This window comes from Bacteroides sp. MSB163 (genome assembly GCF_036416795.1).
GTDB classification, from domain to species: domain Bacteria; phylum Bacteroidota; class Bacteroidia; order Bacteroidales; family Bacteroidaceae; genus Bacteroides; species Bacteroides maternus.
On sequence record NZ_CP143867.1, the window covers coordinates 2,356,347 to 2,374,832 of the forward strand.

The 18,486-nt window shown below is 42.3% G+C and carries 20 protein-coding genes; 19 read left to right on the forward strand and 1 reads right to left on the reverse strand.

Annotated elements, in window-relative coordinates:
- Nucleotide 1: 1 nt before the first annotated feature.
- The 11 genes from secY to VYM24_RS08405 all read left to right on the forward strand — a co-directional run bounded on the left by secY (nucleotide 2) and on the right by VYM24_RS08405 (nucleotide 6,818).
- Nucleotides 2–1,342 (forward strand): preprotein translocase subunit SecY, encoded by a 1,341-nt coding sequence (gene secY, locus VYM24_RS08355; protein ID WP_007212085.1) that lies wholly within the window; start codon nucleotides 2–4, stop codon nucleotides 1,340–1,342.
- Between the two features lie 12 nt (nucleotides 1,343–1,354).
- Complete coding sequence (map, locus tag VYM24_RS08360) at nucleotides 1,355–2,152, forward strand: type I methionyl aminopeptidase (protein ID WP_299088955.1); 798 nt, start codon at nucleotides 1,355–1,357, stop codon at nucleotides 2,150–2,152.
- Between the two features lie 9 nt (nucleotides 2,153–2,161).
- A complete protein-coding gene (gene infA / locus VYM24_RS08365; protein ID WP_002558052.1) occupies nucleotides 2,162–2,380 on the forward strand; it encodes a translation initiation factor IF-1 in 219 nt (72 codons plus the stop codon).
- A 9-nt stretch (nucleotides 2,381–2,389) separates the two neighbouring features.
- Complete coding sequence (ykgO, locus tag VYM24_RS08370) at nucleotides 2,390–2,506, forward strand: type B 50S ribosomal protein L36 (RefSeq protein ID WP_002558051.1); 117 nt, start codon at nucleotides 2,390–2,392, stop codon at nucleotides 2,504–2,506.
- Between the two features lie 34 nt (nucleotides 2,507–2,540).
- Nucleotides 2,541–2,921, forward strand: a complete 381-nt coding sequence (gene rpsM / locus VYM24_RS08375; RefSeq protein WP_007212087.1) for a 30S ribosomal protein S13 — start codon at nucleotides 2,541–2,543, stop codon at nucleotides 2,919–2,921.
- Nucleotides 2,922–2,932: 11 nt separating this feature from the next.
- Entirely contained in the window at nucleotides 2,933–3,322 is a 390-nt protein-coding gene (gene rpsK, locus VYM24_RS08380; RefSeq protein ID WP_007212088.1) for a 30S ribosomal protein S11, read from the forward strand.
- A 116-nt stretch (nucleotides 3,323–3,438) separates the two neighbouring features.
- A complete protein-coding gene (gene rpsD / locus VYM24_RS08385) occupies nucleotides 3,439–4,044 on the forward strand; it encodes a 30S ribosomal protein S4 (protein WP_007212089.1) in 606 nt (201 codons plus the stop codon).
- A gap of 13 nt (nucleotides 4,045–4,057) precedes the next feature.
- On the forward strand, nucleotides 4,058–5,050 hold the full coding sequence (locus VYM24_RS08390; RefSeq protein WP_007212090.1) for a DNA-directed RNA polymerase subunit alpha: 993 nt from the start codon (nucleotides 4,058–4,060) through the stop codon (nucleotides 5,048–5,050).
- 3 nt (nucleotides 5,051–5,053) lie between these two features.
- The gene (gene rplQ / locus VYM24_RS08395) at nucleotides 5,054–5,563 is read left to right on the forward strand and encodes a 50S ribosomal protein L17 (protein ID WP_330941941.1); all 510 of its coding nucleotides are present in this window, start codon (nucleotides 5,054–5,056) and stop codon (nucleotides 5,561–5,563) included.
- A gap of 171 nt (nucleotides 5,564–5,734) precedes the next feature.
- Entirely contained in the window at nucleotides 5,735–6,169 is a 435-nt protein-coding gene (locus tag VYM24_RS08400) for a hypothetical protein (RefSeq protein ID WP_330941942.1), read from the forward strand.
- A 109-nt stretch (nucleotides 6,170–6,278) separates the two neighbouring features.
- A complete protein-coding gene (locus VYM24_RS08405) occupies nucleotides 6,279–6,818 on the forward strand; it encodes a hypothetical protein (RefSeq protein ID WP_291554503.1) in 540 nt (179 codons plus the stop codon).
- Between the two features lie 39 nt (nucleotides 6,819–6,857).
- Here VYM24_RS08405 and VYM24_RS08410 read toward each other — a convergent pair whose 3' ends face one another.
- On the reverse strand, nucleotides 6,858–8,669 hold the full coding sequence (locus VYM24_RS08410) for a MutS family DNA mismatch repair protein (RefSeq protein WP_330941943.1): 1,812 nt from the start codon (nucleotides 8,667–8,669) through the stop codon (nucleotides 6,858–6,860).
- 406 nt (nucleotides 8,670–9,075) lie between these two features.
- On the opposite strand from VYM24_RS08410, the gene VYM24_RS08415 reads away from it, so the two are divergent.
- The 8 genes from VYM24_RS08415 (at nucleotide 9,076) to VYM24_RS08450 (ending at nucleotide 18,472) form a co-directional block, all read left to right on the forward strand.
- A complete protein-coding gene (locus tag VYM24_RS08415; RefSeq protein WP_291554500.1) occupies nucleotides 9,076–9,702 on the forward strand; it encodes a DUF6563 family protein in 627 nt (208 codons plus the stop codon).
- Between the two features lie 113 nt (nucleotides 9,703–9,815).
- Nucleotides 9,816–11,792 (forward strand): urocanate hydratase, encoded by a 1,977-nt coding sequence (locus tag VYM24_RS08420; RefSeq protein ID WP_330941944.1) that lies wholly within the window; start codon nucleotides 9,816–9,818, stop codon nucleotides 11,790–11,792.
- Nucleotides 11,793–11,920: 128 nt separating this feature from the next.
- On the forward strand, nucleotides 11,921–12,820 hold the full coding sequence (ftcD, locus tag VYM24_RS08425) for a glutamate formimidoyltransferase (RefSeq protein ID WP_291554496.1): 900 nt from the start codon (nucleotides 11,921–11,923) through the stop codon (nucleotides 12,818–12,820).
- A 44-nt stretch (nucleotides 12,821–12,864) separates the two neighbouring features.
- Nucleotides 12,865–14,118 (forward strand): imidazolonepropionase, encoded by a 1,254-nt coding sequence (gene hutI, locus VYM24_RS08430; protein ID WP_291554493.1) that lies wholly within the window; start codon nucleotides 12,865–12,867, stop codon nucleotides 14,116–14,118.
- 20 nt (nucleotides 14,119–14,138) lie between these two features.
- On the forward strand, nucleotides 14,139–14,768 hold the full coding sequence (locus VYM24_RS08435; RefSeq protein ID WP_291554492.1) for a cyclodeaminase/cyclohydrolase family protein: 630 nt from the start codon (nucleotides 14,139–14,141) through the stop codon (nucleotides 14,766–14,768).
- On the forward strand, nucleotides 14,765–16,261 hold the full coding sequence (gene hutH / locus VYM24_RS08440) for a histidine ammonia-lyase (protein WP_291554490.1): 1,497 nt from the start codon (nucleotides 14,765–14,767) through the stop codon (nucleotides 16,259–16,261). Before VYM24_RS08435 ends, hutH begins: the two co-directional genes overlap by 4 nt.
- Nucleotides 16,262–16,427: 166 nt before the next feature.
- Nucleotides 16,428–17,087, forward strand: a complete 660-nt coding sequence (locus tag VYM24_RS08445; protein ID WP_291554488.1) for a TetR/AcrR family transcriptional regulator — start codon at nucleotides 16,428–16,430, stop codon at nucleotides 17,085–17,087.
- A gap of 35 nt (nucleotides 17,088–17,122) precedes the next feature.
- Entirely contained in the window at nucleotides 17,123–18,472 is a 1,350-nt protein-coding gene (locus VYM24_RS08450) for a TolC family protein (protein WP_044272209.1), read from the forward strand.
- The last annotated feature ends 14 nt before the right edge of the window (nucleotides 18,473–18,486 follow it).

Below are 18,486 nucleotides of genomic sequence, written 5' to 3' on the forward strand. Positions count from 1 at the left end.
GATGAGAAAAGCTATTGAAACATTAAAGAATATATGGAAAATTGAGGATCTGAGACAACGGATCCTCATTACCATATTGTTTGTGGCAATCTACCGTTTTGGCTCGTATGTCGTACTGCCTGGTATTAATCCGGCTATGTTGACACAATTGCATCAACAAACAAGCGAGGGCCTCTTAGCCTTATTAAACATGTTTTCGGGAGGAGCATTCTCTAATGCATCTATTTTTGCGTTAGGAATTATGCCTTATATCTCTGCTTCAATCGTTATTCAGTTGTTGGGGATTGCGGTTCCGTATTTCCAGAAACTTCAACGTGAAGGTGAGAGTGGTAGAAGAAAAATGAACCAGTATACTCGTTATTTGACGATTATTATTTTGTTGGTTCAGGCTCCTTCTTATTTGCTCAATCTTAAAATGCAGGCCGGTCCTTCCTTAAATGCTTCATTAGATTGGACTCTGTTCATGATTACCTCTACCATTATCTTGGCAGCTGGTAGTATGTTTATTTTGTGGCTTGGTGAGAGAATCACTGATAAGGGTATCGGTAATGGTATTTCATTTATCATCTTAATCGGTATTATTGCCCGTTTGCCTCAGTCTTTATTCCAGGAATTAATTTCCCGTATGACTGATAAGACAGGTGGTTTGGTTATGTTCTTAATTGAAATCGTATTCCTGTTGCTGGTAATTGCAGCTGCAATTTTGTTGGTGCAAGGTACAAGAAAAATTCCTGTACAATATGCTAAAAGAATTGTAGGAAACAAACAATATGGTGGTGCAAGACAATACATTCCTTTGAAAGTGAATGCAGCTGGTGTAATGCCTATCATCTTTGCTCAGGCAATTATGTTTATCCCTATCACCTTTATTGGTTTTTCAAATGTAGATCATGTGAGCGGTTTTGTACGTGCATTTACTGATCATACAAGCTTCTGGTATAATTTTGTATTTGCAATAATGATTATACTGTTTACGTATTTTTATACTGCAATTACGATTAACCCGACTCAGATGGCTGAGGATATGAAGAGAAATAATGGTTTCATTCCGGGTATCAAGCCGGGAAAGAAAACAGCCGAATATATTGATGATATTATGTCTCGTATAACATTGCCTGGTTCTTTCTTCTTGGCTTTGGTAGCTATTATGCCAGCGTTTGCTGGTATTTTTGGTGTGAAAGCTGAATTTGCTCAATTCTTCGGCGGTACATCTTTGTTAATTCTTGTAGGTGTGGTTCTTGATACACTCCAGCAGATTGAAAGTCACTTGTTGATGAGACATTATGACGGTCTGTTGAAATCTGGTCGTATTAAAGGACGTAGTAATGTAGCTGCATATTAATCTTTTTATAAGATGATATTTCTTAAAACGGAAGATGAAATAGAGCTGCTCCGTGAGAGTAATTTGCTTGTCGGGAGGACATTGGCTGAAGTTGCAAAACTGGTAAGGCCGGGAGTTACTACAAAGGAACTGGATAAAGTAGCGGAAGAGTTTATCAGAGATCATGGTGCTGTTCCTACTTTCAAAGGTTTTCCAAATCAATATGGTGATCCATTTCCAGCTTCGTTGTGTACATCGGTCAATGAACAGGTGGTACATGGTATTCCTGGAGATATAGTACTGAAAGAAGGTGATATTGTATCGGTTGATTGTGGTACTTATATGAATGGGTTTTGTGGTGATTCTGCTTATACATTTTGTGTAGGAGAAGTAGATGAGGAAGTTCGCAAATTACTGAAGGTTACTAAAGAGGCATTATACATCGGAATAGAAAATGCCGTTCAAGGAAAACGGTTGGGTGATATCGGATATGCAATACAAGAACATTGTGAGTCCAATTCATTCGGTGTAGTGCGTGAGTTTGTTGGTCATGGTATAGGTAAAGAGATGCACGAAGATCCTCAGGTTCCTAATTATGGAAAACGTGGTTATGGAACTATGTTAAAGAAAGGTCTTTGTATTGCTATTGAACCAATGATTACGCAAGGTAGTCGCCAAATAGTAATGGAGCGTGATGGTTGGACGGTGAGAACTAAGGATTGGAAGTATGCAGCTCATTTTGAGCATACAGTGGCTGTTGGCGCTGGTAAAGCTGATATCTTATCATCGTTTGAGTTCATAGAAGAAGTATTAGGAGATAAAGCAATTTAAAAAAATAATATGGCTAAGCAATCTGCAATAGAACAAGATGGAGTTATTGTTGAAGCATTGTCTAATGCAATGTTTCGTGTTGAATTAGAAAACGGACATGAGATTACTGCACATATTTCCGGTAAGATGCGAATGCATTACATTAAAATCCTGCCGGGGGATAAAGTAAGAGTCGAAATGTCTCCTTACGATTTATCGAAAGGAAGAATTGTATTTAGATATAAATAAAATTAATATATGAAAGTAAGAGCATCTTTAAAGAAACGTACGCCAGAATGTAAGATCGTTAGACGCAATGGCCGTTTGTATGTTATTAACAAGAAAAATCCTAAGTATAAACAACGTCAAGGATAATATTATTATTTTTGCAAAAAAAATAATTTAGTATATGGCTATAAGAATAGTTGGTGTCGATTTACCTCAAAATAAAAGAGGTGAAGTTGCGTTGACCTATATCTATGGAATAGGTCGTAGTAGTTCAGCAAAGATTTTAGATAAAGCTGGTGTAGATAAAGACCTGAAGGTGAAAGACTGGACGGATGATCAAGCTGCCAAGATTCGTGAGATCATTGGTGCAGAATTTAAAGTAGAAGGTGATCTTCGCTCGGAAGTTCAATTGAACATCAAACGTTTGATGGATATTGGTTGTTACCGTGGTGTACGTCATCGTATCGGTTTGCCTGTAAGAGGACAGAGCACAAAGAATAATGCTCGTACTCGTAAAGGTAGAAAGAAAACCGTTGCAAATAAGAAAAAAGCTACTAAATAATAATTGTTGATATGGCAAAAAAAACAGTTGCAGCAAAGAAGAGAAATGTGAAAGTTGACGCTAATGGACAGTTGCATGTTCATTCATCTTTCAACAATATTATTGTTTCTCTTGCAAACAGTGAAGGGCAGATTATTTCTTGGTCATCTGCTGGTAAAATGGGATTTAGAGGTTCTAAGAAGAACACTCCTTATGCAGCACAGATGGCTGCCCAAGATTGTGCAAAGATAGCATTTGATCTTGGCCTGAGAAAGGTAAAAGCATATGTGAAGGGTCCAGGTAACGGACGTGAGTCTGCTATTAGAACTATTCATGGTGCAGGTATCGAAGTTACTGAAATCGTTGATGTAACTCCGCTTCCACATAATGGTTGTCGTCCTCCGAAAAGACGTAGAGTTTAAGATTTACCTTTAATAAAAATGATCTTGATTTTGTTTTTGGATTACATTAATTTCTCTCTGTAATCGCGGCTGCAACAAATTGAGTTCATGAATAAAACAATTAAAATTTAAAAGAAATGGCTAGATATACTGGACCAAAATCAAGAATAGCCCGTAAATTCGGTGAAGGTATCTTCGGAGCAGATAAAGTATTGTCAAAGAAGAACTATCCTCCCGGACAACACGGTAATTCCAGAAAAAGAAAAACTTCTGAGTATGGTGTTCAACTTCGTGAGAAACAGAAGGCCAAATACACCTATGGAGTTTTAGAGAAACAATTCCGCAACCTGTTTGAAAAGGCAGAAACAGCTAAAGGTATTACCGGTGAAATTCTGCTTCAGTTGCTCGAAGGTCGTCTTGATAACATTGTATTCCGTTTAGGTATTGCTCCTACTCGTGCAGCTGCTCGTCAGTTGGTGGGTCACAAGCATATTACTGTGGATGGTGAAGTGGTAAATATTCCTTCATTTGCAGTAAAACCGGGTCAGGTAATTGGTGTTCGTGAAAGATCTAAATCTTTGGAAGTAATTGCTAATTCACTGGCTGGCTTTAACCACAGCAAATATCCTTGGTTGGAATGGGATGATAACTCTAAGGTTGGTAAATTGTTGCATGTACCTGAAAGAGCAGACATTCCTGAAAACATTAAAGAGCATTTGATTGTAGAATTGTATTCTAAATAAAATAATTAATTTCATGGCGATATTAGCATTTCAAAAACCTGATAAAGTATTAATGTTGGAAGCGGATTCTAGATTCGGTAAATTCGAATTTCGTCCGTTGGAGCCCGGTTTTGGTATTACCGTTGGTAATGCACTACGCCGCATCCTGCTTTCGTCATTAGAGGGTTTTGCTATCACTACTATCAAAATAGATGGTGTTGAGCATGAGTTCTCTAGCGTACCGGGAGTTAAAGAGGATGTTACTAACATTATCTTGAATCTGAAACAGGTGAGATTCAAGCAAGTAGTTGAAGAATTCGAAAGTGAGAAAGTAAGTATTACAATCGAAAATTCTAGTGAATTTAAAGCAGGTGACATAGGTAAGTATTTGACTGGATTTGAAGTGTTAAATCCTGAATTAGTTATTTGTCATTTAGATTCTAAAGCAACTATGCAAATCGATATTACGATTAACAAAGGTCGTGGATATGTTCCGGCTGATGAAAATCGCGAATATTGCACGGATGTTAACGTAATTCCTATCGATTCCATTTATACACCGATACGTAATGTGAAGTATCAGATTGAACCGTTCCGTGTTGAACAAAAGACGGACTACGACAAATTGGTACTTGAGATTACTACCGACGGTTCTATTCATCCGAAGGAAGCGCTGAAAGAAGCTGCAAAGATTCTGATTTATCACTTCATGCTCTTCTCTGATGAGAAGATTACATTGGAAAGCAATGATGTGGATGGCAATGAAGAATTTGATGAAGAAGTATTGCACATGCGTCAATTGTTGAAAACTAAACTTGTTGATATGGACTTATCAGTTCGTGCCCTCAACTGCTTGAAGGCTGCCGATGTAGAAACATTGGGTGATTTGGTACAATTCAATAAGACGGATTTACTGAAATTCAGAAACTTCGGAAAGAAATCGCTTACTGAGCTTGATGATTTGCTGGAAAGTCTGAATCTTTCGTTTGGAACCGATATTTCTAAATATAAATTAGATAAAGAATAAAAAATGAGACATAATAAGAAATTCAATCATTTAGGTCGTACTGCTTCTCACAGAAACGCGATGTTATCTAACATGGCATGTTCTTTGATTAAGCACAAAAGAATCACTACGACTGTTGCAAAGGCTAAAGCTCTGAAGAAGTTTGTTGAGCCTTTGATTACAAAGTCAAAGGATGACACGACTAACTCTCGTCGTGTTGTATTCAGCAATCTGCAAGACAAGCAAGTTGTAACGGAGCTGTTCAAGGAAATCTCTGTGAAGATTGCTGACCGTCCGGGTGGTTATACTCGTATCATCAAGACAGGACACCGTCTAGGTGATAACGCTGAAATGTGCTTTATTGAACTCGTTGATTACAACGAAAACATGGCTAAGGAAAAGGTTGCTAAGAAAGCTACTCGTACCCGCCGTTCTAAGAAAGCTGCTACTGAAGTTGCTGCTCCGGCAGAAGCTCCGGTTGCTGAAGCACCGACAGTTGAAGAGGCAAAAGCGGAAGAAGCTAAAGCTGAATAAATCGACTATTCTTTTCAATATAAAAGCCGTCTCTTGTGAAAGGGACGGCTTTTTTTTACTCTGCATTCGGATATTTTGGGAGGAAAGAAGATATATCTTTCCTAAACATTCATTAAAAGGTTCTACTATTAAACAATTAAATGAAACAAACTGTTATCTTTGCAGATAGATATGGCAAAGTTTCTGAAGGTGATATTATTCCTGATCCTCGCTACTGCCTTTTGTGGAAGTGTGAGTGATGCATTTACCGTACAGACGGTAGATGAAATGGTTATTACCGCTCAAGTTAGTTTAGGGGAAGAGGGGAATAAGCAGCGAAATGATGTTCGGCAAGGAAGTTATATTCCAGCTCCGAAATTGCCATACTTGTCAGATGCAGAACTTGCAAGTTCCGCTGGAACTACTCAGTTGCTCACCTTTTCACGTGCGCAACGTTCGTATACAACAGAATATATCCTTTCGTTAAAAGACATGATAGAGCGGCTGGCTCATCGTGACGATGTACTGTCATTGCATCGCTCGAAGTTGTTTGATACCAGCACCTCTTATCGCTGCCACCCTGCGTGTGAATATTATATATTTACGCTCAGGCGAATTATCATTTAGACGTTTGAATGAATTCAGATTTTTTTGCCTTATGTGGTCATAGACTGTACGAGGTGATTATTGGTATTTTTATCAGTTAAACTTTTATTCATTTTAAACGATTTAAATTATGGCAACTCAAGCAATTGACGCAACTATTTTTGCGTCTACACACCCCGATATCGCAAAACGCACAAGTGTCTCCGGACTAATTTTTTCAGTGGCAATGCTACTGTTAGGTATCCTTATATTCGCATCAACTTTTGAAGTAACTGACCGCTCATCTACGCTTAGTATGTTGTTGATGGTGTTAGGTACGGCATTTTTCCTCTTAGGAATATTCCGTTTGTTTTGGAAATCTAAAGAAGTGGTATACATTCCGACAGGAAGTATTACTAAGGAACGCAGTGTGTTCTTCGATTTGAAACACATGGGTAAGTTGAAAGAGATGATTGAAAAGGGCCAGCTTTCTATTGAAGAAGGTGTAAAGAGTGAAGGAAGCGGTAATGTACGTTTGGATGTTATACTTTCTCAAGATAATAAATTTGCAGCCGTTCAGCTGTTTCAGTTTGTGCCTTATACATACACTCCGATAACCTCTGTACATTATTATACAGGGAATGACGCAGCAACCGTATCGGCTTTCTTGGCGAAGTGTAGAGTGAACTAACCCTCAGGATTTCTGGGCTTAACTTTGAAGTTATGGGGATCAGTCGGTAACGGCTATCCCCATTTTTTTCATCAGGAAACAGGCATTCATATTCTGAGCTACCCCTTCGCGCAGACGATAAGAAAAAGTCAGTTCATTACCTGTGATGTCGGCTTCGAATCGGTAATTATGGATATCATCAGGATAAATGTCGGCAAGCGTGCCGAGCATCAGGTCGTGAGTAGCGATGATACCATTTGTCTGTAAAGTCATGAATTGTTTGATAAGGGCGAGCGAGCCTTTCTGCTTATCCATGGAGTTGGTTCCTTTTAGAATCTCATCAAGGATGATGAAAAACTCTTCACCGGCTTGTAGTTTGTCGATGATAAGTTTCAGACGTTTCAGTTCTGCAAAGAAATAGGATTCATTATCATTCAGGGAGTCGCTGGTGCGCAGACTGGTGATGAGCTGAACAGGATACAGTTCCATACTCCGGGCGCAAACGGGGGTGCCGATGCAAGCCAGCAAATAATTGATGCCTACCGTACGAAGATACGTACTTTTGCCTGCCATATTTGCTCCGGTGATAATAATGAAGAAAGGACGTTTTTTTATATCAATGTCATTGCGTACACATTTGTCGCGGTTTATCAGTGGATGTCCCATAGATACGGCGCAGAGACTGAAAGACTGGGTGGTGATAGTAGGGTAGGAGTAATCCGGATGATTATAGGCGAATGTGGCCAGTGAACACAGAGCATCCATGTGAGCGATAGCTGTCAGCCAGCGTGGCAGTTCAGAAGCATATTGCTCTTTCCATCCTTCAATCTGTATGATTTTGCGGATTTCCCAGAAGAATAATCCGTTGAGGGTGGCATATATGTAGGCGTTGTTTCGCTGATCGAGTTCGTTCATAAGCTTGCTTAGACGCTGAATGGAGTGAGAAGCTGTTTGTTTTTCATCACCGATCCATTCTCTCACTTCCTTCAATATCGGACTTTTCATGAGCTGATTTTCTATAAGTCGGAGTAGATTGGCGTACGTTGCTAATATCTGTAGCTTCTTTCCGTAGACAGCTTGCATTTTAGTGATTTTACTAGTGAAACAAAAGCTGGCAAAAACAAAGCATAACCATAGAATACCGAAAACTGTGAACGGAATAATGCCTGCAATAGCCAATGCTATACATAAGATATTTATTCCACCCGCCAATAGCGGTAGCATGCGAAAGAAAATATTCTTCCGGAAGACACTGGGACTCTTAGCCCATGCCTTTAATTCATCTTCATCAGCAGCTTTCCCTTTATAGAGCATTCCCAGAATACGGAATTCTTGTCGAAAGTTCAATTCCGGTGCCAGTTGGCGAATGGCTTCCTGTCGGGATTCTATCTCTTTCTTATTTACAAGGTGCGTGCCCAGCCAATTGGCTAACAAGCTCTTTCCAAGTTGCGTACAGGTACGGTTTATATACTGAAAAAGAGAATGTGGCCCAAACACATCCAGGTCATAACTGTACAGGTGTGCTGGATTGATAAATTCTGCTCCGTCTTCAAAAGAGGATGTGTCATAATTCAGTGCCGAAAGTTCTTGCTCATTGATTGTTATCTTTTTTTCCAGATAATCTTTCCGGTGAAACAGCCGGTTGTGATATTTTATCAACAGGATAAAAGGCAGAAGTGTAACGGTAATGATCCCTGTTAATACTATCCAGCCTGATGACCAGAAATATATAATTCCCGCAATTCCTGCTACAAATAACAATAATCGCAGTGAGCCTATGCGGTAAATCTTGTTTTGTACTTTATTTAATTCCGAACGTCCTTCTTCAGCAATGCGCTGATAAGTGGCGGTTATTTCATCGATTGTGTTCATTCTATTGTCTCTTTGCTGCAAAGGTAAAATAAGCCTGCTTTATAACCAAATGCTTTATCTGCTTTCTCTTGTTCTAATTAAGAACTTAGCATCCATATTTATGTTTCCTTTTAGAGAACCGTTTGTTTCACCTAGAAGAAACTTGCAGTTCCAAGTGATGAAGCGATTCTTCTTCATCGAGGTAGTAGGTTTCCGCCTTAGATATCCCTTTGATGAATATTACTTATTTTTCCAGTTACTCACAACTTTGAAGCGTATTATGCAGTACAGAGATAAGCCCAAGTATAAATATGCATGAACATAAATCTGCCGTAATTGCATTTTTCTTTTCAATAATTTGCTCTTCTTGGATAAATAATGTAACTTTCGCTCAGATAAAACTGTTTTAGAAAGAAAAGCTTGGGGTATGAAAAGGTGGTGGTTATTAAGCATATTCGGATTATTGGTTGCTTTGCATGGGAGCGCCCAGCAAGTGATATATGCCAATTTGAAGGAACTGGTGGAAGATCGTGGCGACACACTCTCCACATTGAAGATAGAGAAGCGCTCCAAGAATCAGATTTTACTGATGGGAGGTGCTGACTATCGCATCTCGGTAGATGACAATCCCGGTCTCTGCCGATATTTGAAATCCCGTTGTTATGCGGTGAGGGCTGACTCGGCGTTATACGTCAACTGTAAGAAAGTGCGTTATAAACGTTTCCGTTTCGGCGGTTGGTACGCCCCTGCCACCTGGATACAGGGGAAAATTTATTTCTACGCACAGCCTGTAGGATCTGTGGCGGCAAGTACCACACAGCCTGCCGACGCTACGAAGCTGGGTGGAGATGTCGGTACGGCTATTGCCGCTTCGGGGCTGGTCAATGCGCGGGTTTATTATGAACTGAATCCGGAAACGGGTAAAGTAGAGTTCGTAGGGAAAGACAAAATGCTACAGCTACTAAAAAATGAGCCGGAACTTCTGAACGCCTTCTTACAGGAAAGCAGTGAAAGTGCGGAAGTTACAGGTAAATACTTACTGCGCTTAAAATGACTAAATGGTAAATAAATCCCGGTATTACTTGTTGATATCGGGATTTATTTCTATATTGCGGCATATTACGGAAGTAAACTGATGACATTTTGTAACCTTTCATCCTGTATGTTATGGAAATAACCTTAAGTAACACATTGCCCCCTTATCCCACTTTCGTAGAGGGTATCCGGAGGGCTCCCGACCGTGGCTTCACACTTTCGCCCGCACAAACTGCCACGGCGTTAAAGAACGCATTGCGCTATATTCCCAAAGAATTACACGAGACCCTCGCTCCGGAGTTTATGGAAGAACTTCGTACCCGCGGGCGTATCTATGGCTACCGATATCGTCCGCAAGGCGACCTCAAAGCAAAACCTATCAATGCCTACAAAGGAAACTGCATTGAAGGCAAGGCTTTTCAGGTGATGATTGACAATAATCTCTGCTTCGACATTGCTCTCTATCCTTATGAACTCGTCACTTATGGCGAAACGGGACAGGTCTGCCAAAACTGGATGCAGTATCGTCTCATTAAACAATATCTTGAAGTGCTGACTCAAGATCAGACACTCGTTATTGAAAGTGGACATCCGCTGGGATTATTTCGTTCTAAGCCCGATGCACCACGCGTGATTATTACGAATGCCATGATGGTAGGTCTTTACGATAATCAGAAGGATTGGCACGTGGCCATGCAAATGGGAGTTGCCAACTACGGTCAGATGACTGCCGGAGGTTGGATGTACATTGGTCCTCAGGGTATTGTGCATGGCACCTTCAATACTCTGCTGAATGCCGGACGTATGAAACTCGGTATTCCTCAAAGCGCTGATTTGCGCGGACACCTGTTTATTTCTTCCGGTTTGGGCGGCATGAGCGGTGCTCAGCCTAAGGCCGCAGAGATGTCGGGTGCAGCTTCCATTATAGCCGAGGTGGATATGTCACGCATTGAAACCCGGCATTGGCAAGGTTGGGTAGGGCACGTCACGGATTCTATTCCCGAAGCATTCTCGCTGGCGCATGAGGCGATGGACGGTAAGAAACCGATTTCCATTGCTTACCATGGGAATATCGTTGACCTGCTGGAATATGCTGTAGACCAAGATATACATATAGACCTGCTTTCTGACCAGACTTCCTGTCATGCTGTTTACGAAGGCGGATATTGTCCGGTGGGAATTACTTTCGCTGAACGTACAAATCTGTTGCATGAAAACCCGCAGAAATTCTGTAGATTGGTGAATGAATCGTTGGCACGTCACTTTCGGGCTATAAAGGCCCTTGTAGAGCATGGAACCTATTTCTTCGATTACGGAAACTCCTTTATGAAAGCCGTTTATGATGCCGGAGTTCGTGAGATTGCCAAAGAAGAAGACGATAAGAACGGGTTTATATTCCCCAGTTATGTAGAAGATATTATGGGGCCGGAACTTTTTGATTACGGTTACGGACCTTTCCGCTGGGTATGTCTCAGTGGTAAACATGAAGATTTGATAAAGACCGATCATGCAGCGATGGAATGCATTGATCCGAACCGTCGCGGCCAAGATCTGGATAACTACAATTGGATACGCGACGCGGAAAAGAATAATCTTGTGGTAGGTACACAGGCGCGTATTCTTTATCAGGATGCGGTAGGGCGTATGAAGATAGCGTTGAAGTTCAATGAAATGGTACGCAATGGTGAGGTGGGACCTATTATGTTGGGACGCGATCATCACGATGTGAGCGGTACGGACTCTCCTTTCCGCGAAACTTCTAATATAAAAGATGGAAGCAATGTCATGGCGGATATGGCCGTGCAATGCTTTGCCGGAAACTGTGCTCGTGGAATGAGCCTCGTAGCGCTGCACAATGGTGGTGGCGTGGGTATCGGAAAAGCCATAAATGGTGGTTTTGGTATGGTATGTGATGGTAGTGAGCGGGTGGATGAGATACTTCGTTCGGCTATGTTATGGGACGTGATGGGCGGTGTAGCCCGGCGTTCATGGGCACGCAATGAACATGCTATGGAGACGAGTGAAGAGTTTAACCGGACATATGCCGACGGTTATCATATCACGATGCCCTATGTGGCTGATGACGAATTAGTAAATAAATACATATAATAAATGAAGAATTATGAATGAAGAATGAAGAATTAAGCTGCGCTATGCGGGTTGCACCGCAAGGTAATTCTTCATTCATAATTCTTCATTCTTCATTTTTAGTTCTTCATTCTTAATTTTAAAAGATTATGAATAAAATCATCGAATGTGTCCCTAACTTCAGCGAGGGACGTGACTTGCAGAAAATAGATCAAATCATATCCCCTTTCCGAGGTAAACAAGGTGTAAAACTTCTGGATTACAGTAACGACGAAGACCACAACCGTTTGGTAGTAACTGTGGTAGGAGAACCGGAACCCCTTCGTGATGCCGTGCTCGAAGCCATCGGTATTGCTGTAAAGCTTATTGACCTTAACCACCACACCGGGCAACATCCCCGTATGGGTGCCGTAGATGTAGTTCCTTTCATCCCCATTAAGAATGTGACGATGGAAGAAGCTATCGCCCTTTCCAAAGAAGTAGGGGAAGAAGTGGGCAAACGCTATAATCTCCCTGTTTTTCTCTATGAGAAATCCGCATCCGCTCCGCATCGCGAAAATCTTGCTGCCGTGCGTAAAGGTGAGTTTGAAGGTATGGCAGAAAAGATAAAGCTACCCGAATGGAAGCCCGACTTTGGTCCTGCCGAACGCCATGCCACTGCCGGAACCGTTGCTATCGGTGCCCGTATGCCGTTGGTAGCCTACAATATCAATTTGAATACACCTAATCTGGATATCGCACATGATATTGCCAAGAAGATTCGTTTCATTGGCGGTGGCCTGCGTTATTGCAAAGCCATGGGAGTAGAGTTGAAAGACCGGGGCATTACTCAGGTTTCCATCAATATGACAGACTATACCCGTACCGCCCTTTACCGCGCTTTTGAACTGACCCGTGTAGAAGCACGTCGTTATGGAGTTAGCATCGTGGGGAGTGAGATTATCGGCCTTGTTCCGATGGAGGCGCTCATTGATACAGCTTCTTATTATCTTGGTTTAGAGAATTTCTCTATGCAACAAGTGCTTGAGGCGAGGATTATGGAAGAATAAGGCAAGACACCAATTTATACAGATTACACAAATAAAGTTTTAGTATGACCGAGAACCTGATAATTTTCAATGCCCGCGTTGTAACCCCCATCGGCTTTTCCGCCCGTTGCGGCAAAGAGATGGGGGAACTGTGCATCATTGATAATGCTACAATAGAAGTAACCGATGGTATCATTTCCTATGTCGGCCCTTCCCGGGGCGAGATGCGTGACGGATATTATCAACGCTATTGGCACTATAATGCTCGTGGCAAATGTCTGTTGCCCGGTTTCGTAGATTCGCATACCCACTTTGTATTTGGTGGTGAACGTGCCGAAGAATTTTCCTGGAGGCTGAAAGGAGAAAGCTATATGTCTATTATGGAGCGTGGTGGTGGCATTGTAAGCACTGTGAAAGCCACCCGCGAATGTAGTTTCATTCAACTTCGCTCCAAAGCCGAAGGTTTTTTGAAACAAATGAGTAATATGGGGGTTACCACCGTAGAAGGCAAGAGCGGCTACGGACTGGATAAGGAAACGGAACTTCTGCAACTCAAGGTCATGCGTAGCTTGAATAACGAAGAGCATAAGCGGGTGGATATTGTATCCACTTTTCTGGGGGCGCATGCCGTACCCGAGGAATATAAGGGACGGACGGACGAATACCTCGATTTCATTATCAGTGATGTCCTGCCTTGCGTTGCCAAGAACGAACTGGCCGAGTTTTGTGATGTATTCTGCGAACAAGGCGTTTTCTCCGTCGAGCAATCCCGCCGTTTGTTGCAAGCTGCCAAGGAATATGGTCTGGGTTTGAAACTCCATGCTGATGAAATCGTTCCGCTGGGTGGTGCCGAACTGGCTGCCGGACTTTCTGCTGTTTCTGCGGATCATCTGTTGCATGCATCCGATACAGGTATCTGCGCTATGCGGGATGCCGGAACTGTTGCAACTTTGCTTCCTCTTACTGCTTTTGCCCTGAAAGAACCTTATGCACGCGGCCGTGAAATGATTGATTCCGGTTGTGCCGTAGCCCTTGCCACGGATCTCAATCCGGGCAGTTGTTTCTCCGGATCCATTCCGTTGACTTTTGCCTTGGCATGCATCTATATGCGTCTTACTATTGAAGAAGCTATCACTGCCCTTACCCTGAACGGGGCTGCTGCCTTGAACCGGGCGGACAGTATCGGTAGCATCGAAGTAGGCAAGAAAGGAGATTTTGTAGTGCTGAATTCCGATAATTACCATTTTTTGCCTTATTATGTCGGTATGAATTGTGTAAATACCACCATTAAAGAAGGAGTGATTTATCCTGTATTGTAAAACCTTTAAAGAAAAATACCATGTTAGTTGATTTGACAGTGAAAGAATTCTTGAGTAAAGTGGCGGGCAGTGATCCCGTCCCCGGTGGCGGAAGCATTGCTGCCTTGAACGGCGCCGTAGCTTCGGCGCTTGCCGCTATGGTTGCTAACCTCACCATCGGCAAGAAGAATTACGAAGAACACGAGGAACTTATGAACCATATTGCTTCTCTCGCACTGAGCGAGAAAGACGTATTCGTAGCCGATATAGATCGTGACTCGGAAGCTTATGATGCCGTATTTGCCTGCTTCAAAATGCCCAAGGCTACCGATGAAGAAAAAGTTGCTCGCAGTGCAGCCATCCAGGAAGCCACTAAGCATGCCGCCCTAGTCCCCATGCAAGTAGCTCGTAATGCCTACGAACTGATGTCGGTGATTGCCGATGTTGCCCGTTTGGGAAATCGTAATGCAGTGACTGATGCTTGTGTGGCCATGATGTCTGCCCGCACTGCTGTGCTGGGTGCACTGCTGAATGTCCGCATCAACCTGGGTTCCATCAAAGATAAAACCTTTGCGGATGAACTTCAAAGAGAAGCCGATGTATTGGAGCGATTGGCTTGTGACCGTGAAAAAGAAGTATTGGATGTTGTTAACCAAGAATTGCGAGTATGAAAAATGTCTATCATGTAGGGTCCGGTGAACTCACATTCGACATCATCGAACGAATTATCAACGAGAATCTGAAACTGGAACTGGCTCCCGAAGCCAAAGAACGGATACAAAAATGCCGCGACTACCTCGATCATAAGATAGCCGCGTCCGAAGAACCTTTGTACGGCATTACTACAGGCTTCGGTTCCCTGTGCAGCAAAAATATATCTCCTGATGAATTGGGTACTTTGCAGGAAAACCTGATTAAGAGTCATGCTTGCAGCGTCGGTGAAGAAATACGTCCTGTCATCGTCAAACTAATGATGCTGCTCAAGGCCCATGCCCTTTCTTTGGGACATAGTGGCGTACAAGTCATTACCGTGCAGCGTATCCTCGATTTCTTCAATAACGATGTGATGCCTATTGTCTACGACCGTGGTTCGCTCGGTGCATCCGGTGATCTGGCTCCTCTTGCCAATCTCTTCCTGCCGCTTATCGGTGTGGGCGATGTTTATTATAAAGGTAAGAAGCGCGAGGCCATCAGCGTCCTCGATGAGTTCGGTTGGGAACCGGTGAAACTTATGAGTAAGGAAGGCCTTGCCCTGCTCAATGGTACGCAGTTTATGAGTGCCAATGGTGTGTTTGCCATTCTGAAAGCCTTCCGTCTCTCCAAGAAAGCCGACCTTATTGCTGCTCTCTCCCTCGAAGCTTTCGATGGGCGTATCGATCCTTTCATGGATTGCATCCAGCAAATCCGCCCGCATCGGGGGCAAATCGAGACAGGCGATAATTTCCGTAAACTCCTGGAAGGCAGTGAAATCATTGCTCAATACAAAGCCCATGTCCAAGATCCGTATTCTTTCCGCTGCATCCCCCAAGTGCATGGTGCAACGAAAGATGCCATCCGTTATGTCTCTTCTGTCTTGCTGACCGAAATTAATTCCGTAACGGATAATCCTACTATCTTTCCCGATGAAGACCGTATCATTTCCGGCGGAAACTTCCACGGGCAGCCGCTTGCCATTTCTTATGACTTCCTGGGTATTGCCCTTGCCGAATTAGGCAACATCTCCGAGCGGCGTGTGGCACAACTTATTATGGGACTGCGCGGTCTGCCTGAATTTCTGGTAGCCAATCCCGGTTTGAACTCAGGGTTTATGATACCACAATATGCTGCTGCTTCCATGGTCAGTCAGAATAAGATGTATTGCTATGCTGCCAGCAGTGATTCTATTGTTTCCTCCAACGGCCAGGAAGATCATGTCAGCATGGGAGCTAATGCAGCTACCAAACTGTACCGTATCATGGACAATCTGGAACACATTCTCTCCATCGAACTGATGAATGCTGCCCAAGGCATCGAGTTCCGTCGTCCTCTGAAAACCTCTCCCGCTTTGGAACGCTTCCTGAATGAATATCGCAAAGAAGTCCCTTTTATTAAAGACGACATTGTCATGTACAAGGAAATTCATAAGACAGTGGCGTTCCTGAACCGGACGAAGTTCGATTATTAACATTCTTCCCAATAAATCTGCCGGAAATATAATAAACATTAATATAGTTAATCTTTCAAAGGAAACTCAATTGAAGAATTGAGTTTTCTTTCTATATTTGCCCAGTTTTATTCCGAAAGTGGACATTCTTCTGCTTGAAATCTAAAAAATTAAAGAGAAAATAGAAATGAAAACGGGCGACAATGTGAAAGAACACCCTCAAAGATTAGAGTTACGGGAGCGTATCATCGATACTGCTCTGAAATCTTTTGCTACCCATGGTATCAAGAGCATTACGATGGATGATATTGCTGCGGCACTGGGCATCTCCAAACGTACTTTGTATGAGGTGTTTTCTGATAAAGAAACCTTACTTATGGAATGCCTCCTGAAGGCCCAGCGTGAGGGAGACGCTTACGTGAAAGATGTCTATGAAAAGGCTTCAAATGTATTGGAAGTTTTGTTAAAACTCTATCAGCGGAGTATTGAGAAGTTTCATAATACTAATAAAAAGTTCTTTGAAGACATCAAGAAATATCCTAAAGTCTATGCAGAATTGATGAAGCGTCGCAACCGCGATTCCGAGGAAACGATTGCTTTCTTTAAACTAGGTATACAACAAGGGTATTTCCGCGATGACGTCAACTTTACGATTGTAAACCTGTTGGTACGCGAGCAGCTCGATTTGCTGATGAATACGGATCTCTGCAAAGAGCACTCTTTTCTGGAAGTATATGAATCTATCATGTTCACCTATCTCCGGGGAATATCAACAGAAAAGGGAGCTCGCAAACTGGAAGAATTTATCCGGGAATATCGTAAGGATCGACAGTCCAATACGGAATAAAAGAATAATCCTAATAAACATACAGATTGATTTTTATGGACAGACAACTATTTTTGGTAAGCAAGAAAATGATGTTGACTGTGGTCCTTTTATTGGCTATAGGCCATATACGGGCACAGGAGACGACAGAAACCCTAACCTTGACCCTTGACAAAGCACTGGAAATCGCACTTAGTGATAATCCTACGATAAAGGTTGCCGAAGAGGAAATAGCCCTGAAAAAAGTGGCTAACAAGGAGACCTGGCAGAGTTTGTTGCCGGAAGCCAGTATTGGTGGAACATGGAACCATACAATTACGGCGGCTCAAATGAATCTCGGCGGCCAGTCTTTTAAAATGGGTCAGGACGATTCGAATACAGTAAGCGGAACCTTGAATATCAGCTTACCGTTATTTGCCCCTTCAGTCTACAAAGCAATGTCTATGACGAAAACCGACATAGAATTGGCAGTAGAAAAATCACGTGCTTCTAAGCAGGATCTGGTAAATCAGGTTACGAAAGCGTATTACCAGTTGATGCTGGCACAAGACTCTTATGAAGTTTTGCAGAAGAGTTATAAATTGGCAGAAGACAATTATAACGTGGTTAATGCGAAATACCAGCAGGGAGCTGTCAGCGAATTCGATAAGATTAGCGCTGAAGTACAGATGCGTAGTGTGAAGCCGAATGTGATTTCAGCGGGAAATGCTGTTACTTTATCCAAGCTTCAGCTGAAAGTGCTGATGGGAATAACGGAAGAATTCGATCTCAAGATTGCTGATAATCTGGCTAATTATGAGACTGATTTGTTTGCTAACCAGTTGAATGAGCTGAATGAGGGCTTGGTGAACAATACCACAATGAAGCAATTCGACCTGAACATGAAGATGCTCAATCAGAATCTGAAATCCCTGAAGACAAACTTTATGCCGACATTGGGAATGAATTATTCTTATCAATACCAGTCATTGTATAATAATAACTGGAATGTGTTCGACTATAATTGGGGTGGAAGTTCAGCTTTGGTATTTACCCTGAATATTCCTCTTTATAAGGCCAGTAACTTTACGAAACTGAAAACCGCACGAATTCAGATCAACCAGTTGAAGGAAAACCGCACGGATACTGAGCGTAAACTGAATATGCAGATTACTAGTTACCAGAATAACATGGCGGCAAGTTCCGAACAGGTGGTAAGTAATAAGGAGAACGTAATGCAGGCTCAGAAAGCAGTGGAAATAGCCGGTAAACGCTACGAAGTAGGTAAAGGTACGGTGTTGGAACTGAACAGTTCTCAAGTGTCGTTAACCCAGGCTGAATTGACTTACAATCAATCTATTTACGACTATCTGGTATCTAAGGCTGACCTTGACCAGGTTTTGGGTCGCGACTATTCAATTAAATAAGTAAAAAAGAAAAA